Consider the following 16,656-nt stretch of genomic DNA (forward strand, 5'->3'; position numbering starts at 1 on the left):
CGGTTTGCTTTAAGTGACCTCAGGGCCTACCGTCACTTAAAGCAAACGCATTGCTTTAAGCAGAGAGAAGGATGCACATGACGACCGCCACCGCAGGCGCGTCGCGACACCGCCGGGCAGTCTCCGGCCGGGGCGTCTTCGTCCTTGACGCCTCCATCCTGGTCGCGCTCCTCGCGGCCTCCAGCGCGCCAACTCCCCTCTACCCGGCCTACCAGGAGCAGTGGAACCTCTCGGCTCTCACCGTGACGTTGGTGTTCAGCGCCTACGCGCTGGCTCTCTTGGGGGCCCTGCTCGTCACAGGCCGACTCTCCGACCACGTGGGCCGCCGCCCCGTCCTCGTCGGCGCCCTGGCATTGGAGGCCATCGCGATGGCACTCTTCGCCGGCGCGGACGGCGTCGGAGCGCTCGTCAGCGCACGCATCGTCCAGGGCCTGGCCACCGGCATGGCCACCAGTGCGGCCGGCGCCGCCCTCCTCGACCTGGATCCCGCGGGCCGACGCGGGGCCGCCCTGGCCAACAGCGTCTCACCCGTCCTCGGTATGGCCGTGGGGGTACTGACAGCCACCGCTCTGGTCCGCTTCGCCCCGCACCCCATGGTCACCGTCTATGTACTGCTGGCAGCGGTCTTCCTCGCCCAGGCGGCCGCAGTGGCTCGCACTCCAGAGACAGCCCGGCGTCGAGCAGGCGCCCTGCGCTCCCTGCTGCCGCGGCTGGCACTGCCCACTACCGCAAGGCGGGTCCTGCTGGTGGCGGGCCCCGGCATCATCGCCGTCTGGGCACTGGGCGGCTTCTATTCCTCCCTCGGCCCCGCCCTCACCCACACCCTCGCCCCACAGGCACCCCAGGCCACCGGAGGCCTGCTGTTCTTCGCCCTCACCGCGAGCGCCGCCGCGGCCACGTGGCTGAGCCGCCCCGTGCTCCCGACAACGGCAGCCGCCCTCGGCTGCTGTCTCCTGGTCCCGGCATCAGGCCTGTCCCTGCTCGCCCTGCACACGCACTCGCTCACGGCACTGTTCGCCGGATCAGCCCTGGCCGGGTTCGGGTTCGGAGCCGTTTCCCAGGGCGTTCTGCGCCTTCTCCTCCACTCGCCCGCTCCGCACCTGCGAGGCGGCGTACTGGCCTCGTACTACGTCTTGAGCTACCTCTCCATGAGCCTTCCGGCCATCGCCGCAGGCATCCTGACCGATTCCCTCGATCTGCAGGTCACGGCGCGCCTCTACGCGTCCTCCGTCGCCGTGCTGGCCATCGTGGCCGCAGGCGCGCTCTGGACCCGACGGCGTGTCCTTCTCACGGCCGAGGCCTCATCCACGTAACCGCGGATCGGCCTTCACCACCCGGATTCCCTTCACTCACAGAAAGGCACCACACATGCGTGCTCAAGCCAACTCCACCCCGGCCGCGACCTGGACCGTAGGAGACATCACCGTCCAGCGAGTGGACGAGATCGCCCTCCCGCCGCAGACGGGCCCCTGGCTGCTCCCCGAGGCGACTCCTGAGGTCGTGTCCCGGCTCCCCTGGCTGAAGCCCTCCTTCGCCGACGGAGCCAACGTCCTGCGACTGGCGAGTCACAGTTTCGCCCTGACCATCGACGGCATGCGGGTCCTCATCGACACGGGCATCGGAAACGCGAAGCCTCGCGCCAACCCCGCCTGGGACAACCTGGACACCGACTACCTGGCCAGGCTCGACGCCATCGGCTTCGCTCCGGAATCGGTGGACCTGGTCGTCCTCACCCACCTGCACACCGATCACGTCGGATGGAACACCCGTCTTTCCGGCAGCAGTTGGGTGCCGACCTTCCCCAACGCCCGCTACCTCACCACCCGTACGGAGTGGGACTTCTGGAGCAACACAGAGCTGGACGAACCCCGCACCCAGATGTTCCGGGACTCCATCCACCCGATCCGCGACGCGGGACTGCTGGACGTCGTCGATCTTCCCGCGGCAGGGGCCGCCGCGGTCGCACCGGGTCTGACCCTGATCCCCACCCCCGGCCACACCCCGGGCCAGGCGGCCGTCCGCCTCGACAGCCGGGGCGCCCGAGGGCTGATCACCGGCGATTGCATCCACCACCCGGTCCAGCTGGCCGACGCCGGCCTCGGCAGCTGCGTGGACATCGACCCGGAACAGGCTGCCACGACCCGCCGCGCGCTGCTCACCGATCTGGCCGACACCGACACCCTCGTGCTGGGCAGCCACTTCCCCGCCCCCACAGCGGGCCACGTGGTCACACAGGGCGACGCCTACCGCTTTGTCCCCTCCGGCAGCTGAGGAGCCCCGGGTGGTGGTCAGCCGGACGAGTTCGCGCAGCGACTGCGGGAAGTCCTCGCCGGCGCCTCCTGAGCCCGTCGATCAGCCCGCGGATCCGCGAGGCGCCCGTCCACCGGAAGCGGACGGGCGACCGCGGATTCCGTCAAGCAGGTACGTGGTGCGGCGGTCGTAGTCGTCCCGGGGAGGCCGCTCGCCGTACTTGAGAGCGAGGGCGTTGTCGACGACGAGTGCATGGAGGTCGCCCGCTGTGAACTCCGGCCTGAGCGCGCCAGAGGCCCGCGCCGGTGCGATGAGTTCTTCGTTCGCCTCACTCCCGGCCCGGCAGATCTCCATGAGCTGCTGCGAGTTGGGATACGTCTGCAGCAGGACGTCGTTCACCGCGGGCTGGCGGTACTGGAGGTCGCGGAGCGCGGTGAAGTAGTACACGGTCCGCTCGCCGATGTCCTCGATGGTCCGGGCGCAGTCGATGACGGCGAGCAACTCCGTCGCGACGACCTCTTCGATGACGGCGTCGATGAGGCCGATCCGACCGCCGAACCGGTTGAAGACCGTGGCCTTGCTCACCCCTGCCGCCTTGGCGACCTCCTCCAGCGGGACCGTCAGGCCCCGCCCCTGGAAGGCGCCGATCGCGGCGGCACGGATCTGCTCGGAATTGCGCCTGGCGTCTGCGCGCAGCCGGGATTCCGTAGGTACCGCACCACCGGCCAAACCCCTCACCCTCTCCGCCGGCGCACCTGCGCCGTAAATTGACTCCAGTGGTCAGCTTACCTACGCTCGTCGACAGATGAGAAACTGACCACCCTTGTCAACTTACGATTCCGCACACCTCGGAGACGGACAGCGCGGGCGCAGGAAGAGGCCGAGAACATGATCGTTGTCACCGGCGCCACCGGTGGTCTTGGCGGCGCCGCCGTCGAGCACCTCCTCGAGCGCATCCCCGCCGACCGCATCGGCGTCAGCGTCCGCGACACCGCCAAGGCCCAGCACTTCGCCGACCGCGGCGTGCGCGTACGGCAGGGCTCCTACGAGGATCCGGCGGCACTGCGCGACTCCTTCGCCGGTGCCGAGCAGGTCTTGCTCGTGTCCGGAAACGACCCGACCGCCGACATCGTCAGCCTGCACCGCACCGCCATCGAAGCCGCCGTCGAAGCCGGCTCCCAGCGGATCCTCTACACGAGCCAGCAGGGCGCCGTCCCCGGCAACCCGTACCGGCCGTCGGACATCCACATCGCGACCGAGGCGATCCTCGCCGACTCCGGTGTCGCCTGGACCGCACTGCGCAACGGCGCCTACGGCCCGCTCGACCAGGTTCTCGGCCCGTGGCAGCGGACCGGCGAGATCGCCCAGCCGGAAGACGGCCCCGTCCCGTACACCGACCGTGCCGACGTGGCCGAGGCCACTGCGGCCCTCCTCGCCGGTGACCGCACCGTCGACGGCCCGGTCGACTTCACCGCGCCGACCGCCGTCACCTTCGACGATGCCGCCAAGATCGCCTCCGACCTCACCGGCCGCACCATCAAGCGCATCGTCCTGGACGACGAACAGTGGGTCGCCGACCAGATCACGACCGGCGTCCCGGAACAGATGGCCCGCTTCATGCTCACCTGGTACCAGGCCGCCCGCGCCGGCTACTTCGCCGAAACCGGCCCCCTCCTGGCCGAACTCCTCGGTCGCGAGCCCCGCACCGCCGCCGACCGGCTCGCGGCCCAGATCGCCACCTGAAGCTCGCGTCATTCACACCGGGGTGTCGGGTGGCGGGCCGGTGTCAGGCAGGACAACTAATCACCGAGGTCCACCCGGTGGGTCGGCAGAGTGCCGCATCAACTCGACACTGCCTCCGGTCGCCGGTCATCGCTGGCTGCGGCGGGGATGGCGTTGTCGATGAGGACGGCTGCGATGGCGGCTGCGGTGGGGAAGGTGTCGGCGTCGAGGACCCGGGTGCGGGCCGCGGCGCCGTCGATGAGCAGCGCGAGCTGCTCGCCGAGCTGTTCAGGGTCGGCGGCGCCGGCTTCGCGGGCGGTGTCGGTGAACCGTACGGCGACGGCCTTCTTGTAGTCGCGTGCGTACTGGGACGCGGGGTGCTGGGGGTCGTGGAGCTCCACGGCGGCGGCGATGTAAGGGCACAGGGGGGTGGTGGGGGGGATGTCGAAGGCGGCGAGGAGCCGTTCGCGAGGCGTGAGGTCGGCGCGGTCGAACACACCTGACAGGACAGAGGGGTCGAACCCGCGCAGGTACTCGGCGACGAGTTCGTCCTTGCCGCCGAAGTGCTGGTAGGCCGTGCGCTTGGACACCTCGGCCGCCGCGCAGAGCTGGTCCATGCCGGTGCGGTTGATGCCCTGCTCGCGGAACAGCTGCCGGGACGCGCCGAGGATGCGTTCGCGAGCGCCCCGGCCGCGGCGGCGGCCCGTGGGGCCCTTCTCCAACTCCGTCATGGGTCCAGCGTACCGCAGTCGGGTAACGGCCGGTGTACATAGTTGCACCACGACTGCCCGGCCCGTACGTTAAGCACACAGGACGGTGTACTTAAATCCGTCGCTCCAGGCACACACGGCACCACCGACCCAAGGGAATGACCATGGGAAAGCTCGACGGCAAGGTCGCGGTCATCACCGGCGGCACCACCGGCATGGCGCTGGCCGGCGCGAAGCTGTTCGTCGATGAGGGGGCACACGTCTTCATCACCGGCCGCCGCCAGGACGCCCTGGACGAGGCTGTGAAGCAGATCGGCCGCAACGTCACCGGCGTCCAGGGCGACGCCGCTGACCTCGACGACCTGGACCGCCTGTACGACACCGTCAAGCGGGAGAAGGGAAGCCTCGACGTGCTGTGGGCCAGCGCCGGCGGCGGCGCGCCCGCACCGCTCGGCGAGATCACCGAGGCCCAGTTCGACACCTGGTTCGGGCTCAACGCCCGCGGCACCCTGTTCACCGTCCAGAAGGCCCTCCCGCTCTTCAACGACGGCGGCTCCATCCTCATGACCGGCTCCAACGCCTCCCTCGGCGCCTTCCCCGGCTGGAGCGTCTACGCCGGCAGCAAGGCCGTCCAGCAGGCATGGGCCCGAATCTGGCTCAACGAGCTCAAGGACCGCCGTATCCGCGTCAACGTACTGACCCCCGGCCAGGTCGCCACCGCCAAGCAAGCAGAGCTCTTCGGCGAGGCCACCAAGCGCCAGTTCGAGTCCCTCATCCCTCGCGGCCAGATGGGCCACCCCGACGAAATCGCCACCGCCGCCCTCTTCCTCGCCTCCGACGACTCCAGCTACGTCAACGGCATGGAACTCGTCGCCGACGGCGGCACCACCGCCATCTGAACCCAACAAACACGCACCAGGACAGGACGCCTCATGAGCAACATCAGCATCATCGGCACCGGGAACATGGCCCGCACCATCGGAGCGCGGGCAATAGCGGGCGGCAACACCGTCGAGATCATGGGCCGCGATCAGTCCAAGGCCGCCGACCTGGCCAAAGCTCTTGGTGGCGCCGCCACGACGGGAGAATGGGGCACCGCCCCGGCCGGGGACATCGTCATCGTCGCCCTGCTGCACGACGGCGTCGTACCGGCCGTCGCCCAGTACGGTGACGCTCTCGCGGGCAAGGTCATCGTCGACATCAGCAACCCCTTCAACTCGACGTTCGACGGGCTGGCCCACCGCGAGCAGACCTCCATCGCGCAGGAAGTCGCCAAGGCGGCCCCGGCCGGCGCCGGCGTGGTGAAGGCGTTCAACACCGTCTTCCGCCATGTCCTGGAGAAGGGCCGGCCCGACGTCTTCATCGCCGGCGACAACGCGCAGGCCAAGGCGCGTGTGGAAGTGTTCGTCGAGAGCCTCGGGCTGCGCCCGCTGGACGTCGGCGGCCTGACAATGGCGCACTGGCTGGAAGGAGCTGGCGTGATCACGGTCGGCCTCGCCAACCACGGTGTGGGCAACTTGGACTTCGCCCTCAGCATCACCGAACTTCCCGCCTGAGCAAACGGTTGACGGAGCCTCTTCGGAGCGGCTACCGATCGGGGTGCGGAGCCGGCGTGAGGGTGGGGTACGCAACGGACAGGGCTCCCGTGCCGTTGAGGGAGGTGTTCGAAGCCTCAACTCGGTAGCACAGGAGCCCTGTTGGTTCCCTATCCTGCCGCGCTCGACCTCCCACACACCCTGGCCCGAGTGGGTCACGATGCTCATCGTCACCCGTGAGGATGACCGGCGGTGCAAACTCCTGCCGCATTCTCGCCGGCCGCGCCTGCGCCGTGGTCAGCCCCTGCGTTTGGCTGCTCCTGTCATCTGCTGGGGACTTCGCCGCACCGTGTTTCGGTACAGAGTGTGACTGGCCGCAGGAGGTGAGCGGAAAAGGCAGAGCTGCCCGTCGAGCCCTGGAGTAATTTGGAGATACTGAGTGGCGGGAGTTCCTCAGCCCCACGGGAGGGTTCGGAGAGTCCGTGCGGCGGGGACGAAGTGGTGTGGCGACCGCCTAACCGATCCCCATTCGAACGGGATCGAGGGGGATGTAGCCGGATGGAAACGGGCGACCATGTCCGTTGTTTCGGCATCGTTGCAGGTGAGAGGCGTCACTCCTATGGGTTCGAGTCCCACCCGTCCCACCGAGCTTCCCCAGGAAGAATCGTTCTGACCTGGGGAAACGCGTTTTCCGGGGGCGGTTCGCGTATGGCGGACACCTCCGGGGGTGCGGCGAACGTGAGACCTCACACTTCACGGTCCACACGTGAAGGCCCTCCGGTTACCGGCGGGCGGTCTCGGCGGCGATGTGCAGCCGCGCGTCGGCCCAGTCCGCGTGGTCCGAGTCGTTGCCGTCGCCGCCGTCCGTCACGCGCAGGGTCAGCTGCCGCACGTCGGTGACGTCGATGTCGAAGGCGTGGGCGGCGTCATTCGGGCCCATGACCTCGCTCGTGCCCAGCACCTTCCCGTCGCCGATGACTTCGAAGACCACGGAACCCCCGTCCGGCGTCTCCTCGTCGATGCCGACGTCGGCGCTGAAACGGTCATAGGTGTCGGTGTCGCCCAGGTCGACCGTCACCTCGGAGGGCGCGTGCGTGCCGAGCCCCTTGTCGTAGGTCCGGTCTCCGATACGCAGCGGGCCCCCGTCACCCTTGGCCGACTCGCCGTTGGACGTGTCCCGCTCGACCGGGCCCCAGCCGTTGCTCTCCGCCGAGAAGGGGAGGTCGCTGACGTAGTCGATGCCGGGTGGTGACACGAAGACACGGGCTTGCCTCCGCAGACTCAGTTTCGGGGCTGTCGCGCCCGCTGCCGGGTCCCGATAGGTGACGGTGACCGGAATGTCCTTCCAGCCGGGGACGGGCTGCTCCGGCACAGTGATCCGCCAGTCCGCGGTCAGCGGCTGACCGGTGGCCAGCTCGGCCGCGGTCGCCCCCTGTCCCTCGATGCTCCAGCCCTCCGGGGCCTTCGCGCTGAGCGTGACTTCGGTGACCGGACCGTACTCGTCGATCGTGAAGCTGCCGCCGAGCTTCACCTCCGTGCCCGGATCCGCCGTTGTCTGCCGCGGGTCCACAGTCAGCGTGCCCGAGGGGACATGGCGTACGGGCTCGTCGCAACTGGCCCGGCCGGGCACGGCGCGGCAGACGATCGCGGCGAATCCACCGTTCTCGGCACCTGGCACCTCCAGGTTGTCGTGCCGAGTGAGCAGTCGGCTCTCCCGGACCAGACCGTCCGAGCCGTCGCGGACCACATCGACGCGCCACCTCCCGCCGCTCAGGAAGTCCAGCGGCACCCGGTGGGTACGAGCCGCGCCTGTGGCCATCTCACCCAGGAACCATCGGGCGCCACTGCGTCGTGCGAAGCCGGCGCTGAGACCGGGCGCGCTGCCCTTCAGCAGCTTCGTCTCGTCCCAGACCGTCGGTACCTGCTCCAGGAAGCGGACCAGTTCGGGGCGGGCCCGGTACTCCTCGATGCTGCCCGCGAAGTTCTGCAGACCCGACTCGAATATGACGGACAGGGCCAGTTCCGCGGCATCGGATGTGCTGTGCCGGCCGAACTGGAAACCCATCGGGGTGAAGTCCATCGACCCGACGACGTTACGGGTGAACGGAAGCGTCGCGATGTTGTCGGCCCGGACATCGCCCTGCTCGGCGCCGTGCACCGCCTCCATCGACATCACGTGCGGCCAGGTGCGCTGGATGCCGTTCGGGATCGTGGAGCCGTGGAAGTTGACGACGAGTTCGCGCTCGGCCGTGGCCTTGAGTATCTCGTCGTACCACTGAAAACGCTCACGGGTGTCGGAGTCCATGAAGTCGATCTTGAGGCCGGCGGCGCCCCACTTCTTGACCTTGTCCAGCTGCGCGTCACGCTCGGCGGCGGTGTCCAGGTCTGTCCAGGGCATCCACAGCAGGATCTTCACTCCGCGCCGTTTCGCGTAGTCCATGAGCTGCGGCATCCAGTCCGTGGTCTTCCAGCCGTCGTCGACGAGGGCGTACTGCCACCCGTGCGCCGCGGCGTAGTCCACGAACTTCTCCTGCGTCTCCAGGCTGCGCTGAGCCTCGCTGAACCCGGCCAGCCATGACCAGGCGACCTTCCCGGGCTTGATCCAAGAGGTGTCGCGGATCCGGGACGGCGGCGCCAGGTCGTCGATGAGGGTGGACTCGGTGACGGACGCGAGGTCGCCGATGACGGCGGTGCGCCACGGGGTGGTGAGCGGTCCGTCCGAGTGGACCTCCCTGTCGGCCAGCGCCAACTCGTAGCGTCCTGTGCCCTGCTCGTGTACCAGCCGGCTGCCGGAGTACCGGCCGTCCAGGTCCGACTCGGCGAGTACGACGTTCTGGTCGCCCACCTGGAAGAGCGCCGGGTAGCCGTACTCGCCGTCGGCCGCGGAGGCCGCGGTGGTCCGGTCGTAGGGCTGCTCGTGAGGGGCGGCGTAGGCGCTGAGCCAGGCCGGCGAGGAGGCCGGAGGCTGGAAGGCGGAGGCCTCGTGCTCGATGGTCACGCCGGCCTTGCCGGGCAGCACATAGCGGTATGCCACGCCGTCGTCGGCGGCCCGGACCACCAGATCGAGGCGTGCGCCGTTCTCCCCCTCGAAGGCGAACCGCGACTCGTTCATGTGGACGGACCGCCGGAGCTGCTTGCCGACGGTCGTCGTGTACTTCTCGTTGACCACCCGGTCGGCACGGTGCAGCAGGTGAAGCCGCGAGGTCAGATCCGCCTGACCGGTGACCACACCGACGGGCGCGGGTTCGAGGACGGTCCTTCCGTTCCGCCGGACGGAGAAGTCGAGCGAGCCGTCGGCCGGGTCGAGGGTGACGACTGCGGTGGGCCCGCCACGCTGCACGGTCCATGACGTGGCCGCGGGGCCGGAATGGGGACCGACAACGTTGTCGGCCACTGCACTCGCCTGGTGGGCCGAACCCAGGGCGAGTGCGGTGATGACCGCTGCGGCCGTCAGTGCCATGGGAGTGGCATGCAGGTTTCGCCGTCTCATCCAGTCCTCCGTATCGGAATCGACCAACTACCAACAGCACCGGGCAATTTCGCACAGTGCTGGTGCCTGCTTACCGGTCGGGGCTGGGCCTGTAAACAGACTGCACCGGATTCGTCGCCGCCGGGGCTTGTCGTGCCGTCCGTTCCGTCGGAGTGGAGGGGTGGATTGAAACGTTCAATGGCGTCAGACACGGCCGGGTGAGGTTGCCTGTCGAGAGGTGCGCAGATGACTTGCTTCCTGTGCATTGCCTGGATCGGGACAACGGGCTTAGCCTGCACTCGATTTGAATCGAATCAACGACACCGTCAACTCCGTGGCTCGTGCAGAGACAGCCGCCGGTACCGCGCCCGTACGGCTGGTGCGAGCGGCCGTTCCATCTCTCAGTTCTCAGTCAGGAAGCACCGTATGGTCACTCGTAGAACGTTCCTGTCCGGCTCGGCGGCCGCGGCTGTGGTCGGCGTCGCTCCGGAGTCCGCTGCCGCGGCTCGGACACCGGCCGATGCCACGTCGGTGCGTCCGATCGACCGGCAGTCCGTGGTGGCCCGTCACCGGGTCGTGCGTGGGAAGCTCGACACGGAGAGCCCGCTGCAGGTCGGCAACGGCGGGTTCGCATTCGGTGTCGATGTCACCGGACTGCAGACGTTCGTCCCCTTCAACACCATGTCCGACTGGGGATGGCACAGTTTCCCGCTGCCGCCCGGCCAGGAGCCGTCGGACTTCCGCGGCCAGACCTGGGACACGCACGGCCGCCCCGTCGACTACCCCATCCCGAATCCGGACCAGCCCGACCTGTCGTCGTGGCTCTACGCCAACCCGGCTCGTATCAACCTCGGACGTATCGGCCTTGAGCTGGCCATGCCTGACGGCCGCGCCGCCGTCGCCGACGACATCAAGCGGATCCACCAGGAACTCGACCTGTGGACCGGCGTGGTGGACAGCCGGTTCGAGGTCGCCGGTGAACCGGTGCACGTCCGCACCTGCTGTCACCCCGACCGGGACACGGTCGCCGTGCAGATCGACTCGCCGCTGATCGCCGCCGAGCGGCTGGCGGTCTTTCTCGACTTCCCCTACGCCGACGCGCAGGAGTTCGCCGCGTATGTCGGCACCTACGGTGCCCCCGACGCCCACGAGACGACGGCGACGACGCGCGGGCGCAACCGCGCCGACATCACCCACCGCATGGACTCCACGGCGTACCACGCCGCGCTCGCCTGGGAAGGCCACGGGGTGTTCACCGGCCTGGGCTCCACCACCGGAGAACTCGTCATCCGCACCGCGCGGTACGGAGCCGACGGTCACTGGGCCGACGTCACCGGCAAGCTCGCAGAACTGGTCGCGGACCATTCGCTCGTTCTTCTCGTCAACGACCTGAACCTCGGTGACCCGGCGCCAGGCCTGGCCAAGCGCCTGGTGCTCGGCTACACGTACGCGGGCCAAGACCATGACATCGTTGTCCTCGACGAACAGAGTCTGTCGATCGGAGCGGCGGCCGACCGGCATCGCTACCGTCTCACCGGCGACCACCACGCCGATCGGCTGCGGTTCACCTGCACGTTCGAGTCCACGCCGTCCGGGTCGGCGCCGACGTCGAGCGCGACCTTCGCCGCGAGCACGCGGGCGTGGCGGCAGTACTGGCTCTCCGGCGGGGCGATCGACCTCTCCGGGAGCACCGACCCGCGCTGGACGGAACTGGAGCGGCGTGTCGTGCTCTCCCAGTACCTGATGCGCGCGAACGAGGCGGGCTCCCAGCCGCCGCAGGAATCCGGGCTCGTCAACAACGGCTGGAACGGCAAGTTCCACATGGAGATGTACTGGTGGCACGGTGCGCACTGGGCACTGTGGAACCGCTGGCCGATGCTCGACCGCAGCCTGGACGTCTATGAACGCTTCCACCGGTCGGCGCGCGAACGCGCGGAGTCCCAGGGCTTCCGCGGAGCGCGCTGGCCGAAGTGCACGACGGCCGACGGGCGCGAGTCACCGCACGTCATCCACGCCCTGCTGATGTGGCAGCAGCCGCACCCGATCTTCCTCGCCGAGATGGACTACCGGGCGCATCCCGACGAGAGCACGTTGCACAAGTGGCGCGACATCGTCTTCGACACCGCCGACTTCCTCTCCTCCTGGGCCTTCTGGGACAAGGAAACGCGCCGCTACATTCTCGGCCCACCCATGCACATCGTCTCGGAGAACACCGACCCGAAGACCACGAAGAACCCGACGTTCGAGCTCGCCTACTGGCGCTTCGGCCTGCGGGTCGCACAGCAGTGGCGCGAACGGCTCGGCCTGCATCGCGACCCGGGGTGGCAGCGGGTCCACGACGGGCTCGCGCCGCTGCCGGTGCAGGACGGCACGTACGTCCTGCACGAAGGAGTCCAGGACATGTGGACACGGTGGAACTTCGAGCACCCGGCCCTGATCGGCACATACGGCTGGCTGCCGGGCGACGGCGTGGACGTCCCCACGATGGCCCGCACCGCCGAGAAGGTCTTCACCGGCTGGCAGTTCGACCGGACCTGGGGATGGGACTTCCCGATGCTCGCCATGTGCGCCGCGCGGCTCGGGCGGCCCGACGACGCCGTGGACTTCCTGCTGCACCCGGCCGCCGGTTTCCAGTTCGACGACGCGGGCCTGGCAACCGGCGGGCCGTTCCCGTACTTCCCGAGCAACGCCGCGCTGCTGTACGCCATCGCGTTCATGGCGGCCGGCTGGGACGGCGCACCCGACCGGCACGCGCCGGGCTTTCCAGCAGACCGGCGCTGGACGGTGCGCTTCGAAGGGCTACAGGCGGCCCTGTGAGTTCAGGCGCCGAGTGACGATGCGTAGGTGAACCGGCTGCGGACTACGAAGGGGCCGGGGCCGGGGCCCTGCACCGGAGCGGTCGCGCAGGGCGTGGAGGAGCAGGCCGCAAATCTCTGCGGCGGCCGCGTCGACCGGAGCGGCGCTCTTCTCGGCCGGGTACATGGCCACTGCGCCCTCGCGCCCTCGCTCCCGCGTTGCGGCGATGCGGCGATGTCCGGACCTGGAGCAGACCAGCCCCTGAAGCCGGCTTGCGAGATCGCCGGTCACACGGGCGTCGACGTGCGGACCGCCTCCCCGCACCTCCCCTCGTGGCCGGGGACCACACGTGTACCGCCGAGGTGTGTGCGGCGGGGTGTTCGGCCCCCGGAACCTTACGGAAGCCGCGTATCACCCAGGTCGCCGCTCCGGTGAGGTGGCGGTGCGGCGACCTGGGTCGGACGGAGCCGCTGATCAGGCGGTGGCCACCGCGAAGACGTGGATGATTCCGCCACTCGTGGTGGAGGGAAGCGTCACGCTCGCCAGTTGCTTGCCCGCCTGGAGGGTGACCGGCGCCGAGGAGAAGACCTCGGTGCCCACCGGGTCCTTGCCGCCGCCCTGGACGTCGCGGTACGTGGTGTGGACCGCCACCGTGTTGCCGTACGACGGCTGCTGGGAGCCACCGTCCAGCGTCCAGTCGCTGAAGCCGATGTCGGCCTGTTGCGTGGTGCCGTCGGTGTACGTCAGCGTCAGCTTGCCGCTGGCCGCGCCCTCGGCGGCGCTGCCCAGCAGGCTCAGCTTCGTGTCGCCCTCGGAGGGGTGGACGTTCAGAACCTGCGGGGTGGTGCCGGTCACCTCGATGTTGTCGGGGCTGCCGGCGCCCGGCTCGGGCCAGGTGAAGTCGAATCCGTCGGACGAGACCGTGCCGCCCGGCGTCGCGCCCACCGCGGCGAGCGCGGCGGCCGAGTAACTCCAGCCCTCACCGTCGAAGTTGGCCTGCGGTTCCGTGTCGTCGGTGGAGATGCCGGTGCTGTTGCGGTTCCACAGCAGGCCGTTCTTCTCGCCGACGGTGACCGCGAACGACGTCTTCGGGAGCTCGGTCCCGTCGGAGGACTTCAGTGCCACCGGGACCGTGTAGTGGCCCTCGGCGGTGTCCGCCGCGGCCGACACGGCGAGCTTCGCACTCGCCGAGCCACCGGCCGGGACGGTGAAATCGCCCTCGGCGGGCGTGACGGTGACACCGGCCGGAGCCGTCGCCGTCCAGTGCACCGAGGTGGACTCGGCCTGGAGGCTCTGCACCTTGACGGTGGTCTCCGCGCTGCCCGAGCCGGGCTCGGTCTTCACCTGCTCGGGGGCGGCGCCGGTGAAGTACTTCACGCCGCCGCCGGGGAAGGACGGCGGGGCGTCGCTCGCCGCGCTGCCCCAGGAGGTATCGGCCGTCGCGCCGAGCGTGTAGTCCAGCGTGCCGCCACGGGTGACGAACGAGGCCGGGACCCACGGCTTGTCGGACTTGCGGCCGTCGACCTTCAGGCCGTGGATGTAGCTGTTGGCCGACGAGGCGGCCGGCGCCTCGACCGTGATGGTCTTGCCGTGACCGGTGTGCACCACCGCGTGCGGGAACAGCGGAGCGGTGAGGACCAGATCGGCGCGGCTGGGGTTCTGCGGGTACATGCCCAGCGCCGAGAAGACGTACCAGGACGACATGGTGCCGGCGTCGTCGTTGCCGGGAATGCCACCCGGGGTGTCGGTCCACAGCTGGTCCACCTCGGCGCGGACCGTCTCCTGCGTCCTGTACGGGGCGCCGAAGTAGCTGTACAGGTAAGGAGCGTTGATGTCGGGTTCGTTGGTCGGGTCGTAGCGGGTGGCGTCCTTCGCCGTGAAGTCGAACTTCCCGTCCGGGGTGCGGAAGAAGGCGTCCAGCCGCTTCACCGCCGAGTCCTTCCCGCCCATCGCGCCGGCGAGCCCGGCGACGTCCGAGTAGACCATCCAGGTGTAGCGCGCGCTGGATCCCTCGACGAAACCGGTACCGGTGCCCGGCGTGAAGGTGCCGGCCCAGGTGCCGTCGGCCTTGCGGTCGCGGATGTACCCGCCGTCGGTGGTGGCGTTGGCGTCGAAGACGTTCGACCAGTTGCCCGAGCGCTCCAGGAACTTCTTCGCGTCGGCGGTCCTCCCGGTCTGGCGGGACAGCTCGGACAGACCGTAGTCGGCCGCCGCGTCCTCCAGCGTCTCGGCGGCGCCGCCCCAGCAGTGGCAGCCGTCCGCCGGTACGTAACCGAGCTCCAGGTACTTGTCGAGCGCGGGCCGCTGGCCTACGCACTCGACGTTGCAGCCCGAGCTGTCGGAGTCGTTCGCCGTCGGCACGGTGGCCGCGGTCACCAGCGACTTCAGCGCCCCCTTGACGTCGAAGTCGTGGCCGCCGAAGGCGTAGATCCCGGCGAGCGCCGCGTCCGACGGGTCACCCGACATCACGCTTGTCTTGCCGTTCTCCAGCAGCCAGCGGTCCCACTCGCCGTCGTTCTGGCGTGCGTAGTTGTAGAGAGACTGCGCGTAGTCGCTGCCCGCCCGCGGGTTGATCAGCGTCATCAGCTGAACCTGTGCGCGGTACTGGTCCCAGCCGGAGAAGGTGCCGTACTGCGCCTTCTGCCCCTTGGCGAGCCGGTGCGGTTTGCGGTCGGAGCCGAGGTAGCGGCCGTCCACGTCGTTGGTCAGAGTGGGTTCCAGCATGGAGTGGTAGAGCGCGGTGTAGAAGGTGGACCGCTGGGCGTCGGTGCCGCCGCCCACCTCGATCGTCCTCAGCGCCTTGTCCCAGGTCTTGGCGGCCTGCTTTCTGACGGAGTCGAAGGTCTCGTGACGCCCGTTCTCCGCGCGGAGGTTGTCCTCCGCGTTCCGCGCGCTGACGTAGGAGACGGCGACCTTGGCCTGCGCGCCGGTGGTGCCGTCGGCGAAGGTGATGTACGCCCCGGAGCCCTTGCCCGCCTCGGGGTTGCCGGACGAGCTGTACCCCGTACCGCCGGAGGCCGAGGTGGAGCCGGGGGCGACGGTGTCGTCCGTCCAGGTGCCGACCTTCGCGAAGTCCTTGTCGAAGTGGGCGGTGAAGTAGAGCGTGTAGAGGTCCTTGCGGTTGTTCGCGCTCTGCGGACCGCAGAAGTTGCCGGCGGAGACCGAGCCCGTCACGGTCCGCGCCGCCTTGTCGATCTTCACGGTGGCGTCGGTGCTGCCGCTCTCCGAGTTCGAGGTGCGGAAGAGCATGCTGGCGGGCTTGTCGGCCGGGAAGCCGAACTGCCCTGTGCCGGTCCGGGCGGTCGTGGTGAGTGCCGCCGAAGCGCCGCTGGCCAGGCCGACCTTGTAGTAGCCGGGGGCGGCAGTCTCGTCCGCGTGCGAGAAGTCGCTCGCGTACTTCGCGTCGGTCGCGTCCGAGGTGGGCGAGGTGTCGATGTCACCCACGTACGGCATGATCGGGATGTCACCGTTCGCACCGGAGCAACCGACGCCGTTGAGGTGCGTCAGGCTGAAGCCGCGGATCTTCGTCGCGTCGTACTGGTAGCCGCCGGGAGCGGGCGTCGAGACCTGCTTGCCCCGCGAGTTCTGCGGGCTCCAGGCCAGCATGCCGAACGGCTGGACGGCGCCCGGGTAGGTGTTGCCCGCGTTCGCGGTGCCGATCAGCGGGTGGACGTACGACACCGGGTCCTTGACGGTGGTGTACGAGGATGTTGCCGACGCGGGGGCGGCCGTGGAGGCCAGTCCCAGTGCGGCCATGGCGGTCACCGCGACGCAGCTGACAGCTCTGAGCCCGGCGTGCGTCCGACGGCTGTGCGTGTCTGACACCGATCCTGCCCCTTCGTGTGTGACGGACGGTCAACGGGCCGGGGCGGAAGCTCCGTTGCCTGCCCGGGGCGATCCTGTGCCGACAACGTTGTCAACGACGGGAGGATGCTCCTCCTGCCGCACCGGGGTGTCAAGGCCCCACGAGGACTCCGCCGGGCCGTGGGCACGCGCGGGGCCGGAGCCGTCCTGCGGCCGTCGTCGGACGGCGGCAGGACAGCTCCGGCCGTCGTCGGACGGTGGCGATCGGCCGAATCGTCGGACCGGGAAACGCCTGGAGCGTATGCGGTCTGCGGCGCTCTCCCGGCCCGCCGGCCTGCCGCCGACCGGGAGGATCCTCGGACTCTCGGGG

At 69.4% G+C, this 16,656-nt stretch carries 10 protein-coding genes and 1 pseudogene; 7 read left to right on the forward strand and 4 right to left on the reverse strand.

What is annotated here, in order from left to right:
- Positions 1-77 precede the first annotated feature (77 nt).
- Positions 78-1,313, forward strand: a complete 1,236-nt coding sequence (locus AB0C75_RS07015; RefSeq protein ID WP_362887847.1) for an MFS transporter — start codon at positions 78-80, stop codon at positions 1,311-1,313.
- Positions 1,314-1,368: 55 nt separating this feature from the next.
- Positions 1,369-2,271, forward strand: a complete 903-nt coding sequence (locus AB0C75_RS07020) for an MBL fold metallo-hydrolase (protein ID WP_362887849.1) — start codon at positions 1,369-1,371, stop codon at positions 2,269-2,271.
- Positions 2,272-2,352: 81 nt separating this feature from the next.
- On the opposite strand, the gene AB0C75_RS07025 is transcribed toward AB0C75_RS07020, so the two are convergent.
- Entirely contained in the window at positions 2,353-2,988 is a 636-nt protein-coding gene (locus tag AB0C75_RS07025; RefSeq protein WP_362887851.1) for a TetR/AcrR family transcriptional regulator, read from the reverse strand.
- A gap of 150 nt (positions 2,989-3,138) precedes the next feature.
- Between AB0C75_RS07025 and AB0C75_RS07030 the strand changes: the two genes are divergently transcribed.
- Positions 3,139-3,993 carry an NAD(P)H-binding protein gene (locus tag AB0C75_RS07030; RefSeq protein WP_362887853.1) on the forward strand — a complete coding sequence of 285 codons (855 nt, stop codon included), beginning with the start codon at positions 3,139-3,141 and terminating at the stop codon, positions 3,991-3,993.
- Between the two features lie 98 nt (positions 3,994-4,091).
- On the opposite strand, the gene AB0C75_RS07035 is transcribed toward AB0C75_RS07030, so the two are convergent.
- The gene (locus AB0C75_RS07035; RefSeq protein WP_362887855.1) at positions 4,092-4,703 is read right to left on the reverse strand and encodes a TetR family transcriptional regulator; all 612 of its coding nucleotides are present in this window, start codon (positions 4,701-4,703) and stop codon (positions 4,092-4,094) included.
- A 143-nt stretch (positions 4,704-4,846) separates the two neighbouring features.
- Between AB0C75_RS07035 and AB0C75_RS07040 the strand changes: the two genes are divergently transcribed.
- The 3 genes and pseudogenes from AB0C75_RS07040 to AB0C75_RS07050 all read left to right on the forward strand — a co-directional run.
- Positions 4,847-5,581: an SDR family oxidoreductase gene (locus tag AB0C75_RS07040; protein WP_362887857.1), complete on the forward strand. Its 735-nt coding sequence runs from the start codon at positions 4,847-4,849 to the stop codon at positions 5,579-5,581.
- Between the two features lie 33 nt (positions 5,582-5,614).
- A complete protein-coding gene (locus tag AB0C75_RS07045; protein WP_362887859.1) occupies positions 5,615-6,238 on the forward strand; it encodes an NAD(P)-binding domain-containing protein in 624 nt (207 codons plus the stop codon).
- 141 nt (positions 6,239-6,379) lie between these two features.
- Positions 6,380-6,494: pseudogene (locus AB0C75_RS07050) on the forward strand (IS5/IS1182 family transposase); the annotation flags it as partial.
- Positions 6,495-6,998: 504 nt separating this feature from the next.
- On the opposite strand, the gene AB0C75_RS07055 reads toward AB0C75_RS07050, so the two are convergent.
- On the reverse strand, positions 6,999-9,707 hold the full coding sequence (locus AB0C75_RS07055) for a glycoside hydrolase family 97 catalytic domain-containing protein (protein WP_362887861.1): 2,709 nt from the start codon (positions 9,705-9,707) through the stop codon (positions 6,999-7,001).
- Positions 9,708-10,112: 405 nt separating this feature from the next.
- Between AB0C75_RS07055 and AB0C75_RS07060 the strand changes: the two genes are divergently transcribed.
- Entirely contained in the window at positions 10,113-12,503 is a 2,391-nt protein-coding gene (locus tag AB0C75_RS07060; protein WP_362887863.1) for a DUF3395 domain-containing protein, read from the forward strand.
- 453 nt (positions 12,504-12,956) lie between these two features.
- Here AB0C75_RS07060 and AB0C75_RS07065 read toward each other — a convergent pair whose 3' ends face one another.
- Positions 12,957-16,238 (reverse strand): GH92 family glycosyl hydrolase, encoded by a 3,282-nt coding sequence (locus AB0C75_RS07065; protein WP_362887865.1) that lies wholly within the window; start codon positions 16,236-16,238, stop codon positions 12,957-12,959.
- Positions 16,239-16,656 lie beyond the last annotated feature (418 nt).

It is taken from the genome of Streptomyces sp. NPDC048565 (assembly GCF_040650935.1).
Taxonomy (GTDB): Bacteria; Actinomycetota; Actinomycetes; order Streptomycetales; family Streptomycetaceae; genus Streptomyces.

Bases quoted from the DNA above. Each gene is read 5' to 3' on its own strand.
- AB0C75_RS07015 (WP_362887847.1), top strand. From the start codon at position 78: ATGACGACCGCCACCGCAGGCGCGTCGCGACACCGCCGGGCAGTCTCC.
- AB0C75_RS07020 (WP_362887849.1), top strand. From the start codon at position 1,369: ATGCGTGCTCAAGCCAACTCCACCCCGGCCGCGACCTGGACCGTAGGA.
- AB0C75_RS07030 (WP_362887853.1), top strand. From the start codon at position 3,139: ATGATCGTTGTCACCGGCGCCACCGGTGGTCTTGGCGGCGCCGCCGTC.
- AB0C75_RS07035 (WP_362887855.1), bottom strand. From the start codon at position 4,703: ATGACGGAGTTGGAGAAGGGCCCCACGGGCCGCCGCCGCGGCCGGGGC.
- AB0C75_RS07040 (WP_362887857.1), top strand. From the start codon at position 4,847: ATGGGAAAGCTCGACGGCAAGGTCGCGGTCATCACCGGCGGCACCACC.
- AB0C75_RS07045 (WP_362887859.1), top strand. From the start codon at position 5,615: ATGAGCAACATCAGCATCATCGGCACCGGGAACATGGCCCGCACCATC.
- AB0C75_RS07055 (WP_362887861.1), bottom strand. From the start codon at position 9,707: ATGAGACGGCGAAACCTGCATGCCACTCCCATGGCACTGACGGCCGCA.
- AB0C75_RS07060 (WP_362887863.1), top strand. From the start codon at position 10,113: ATGGTCACTCGTAGAACGTTCCTGTCCGGCTCGGCGGCCGCGGCTGTG.
- AB0C75_RS07065 (WP_362887865.1), bottom strand. From the start codon at position 16,238: ATGGCCGCACTGGGACTGGCCTCCACGGCCGCCCCCGCGTCGGCAACA.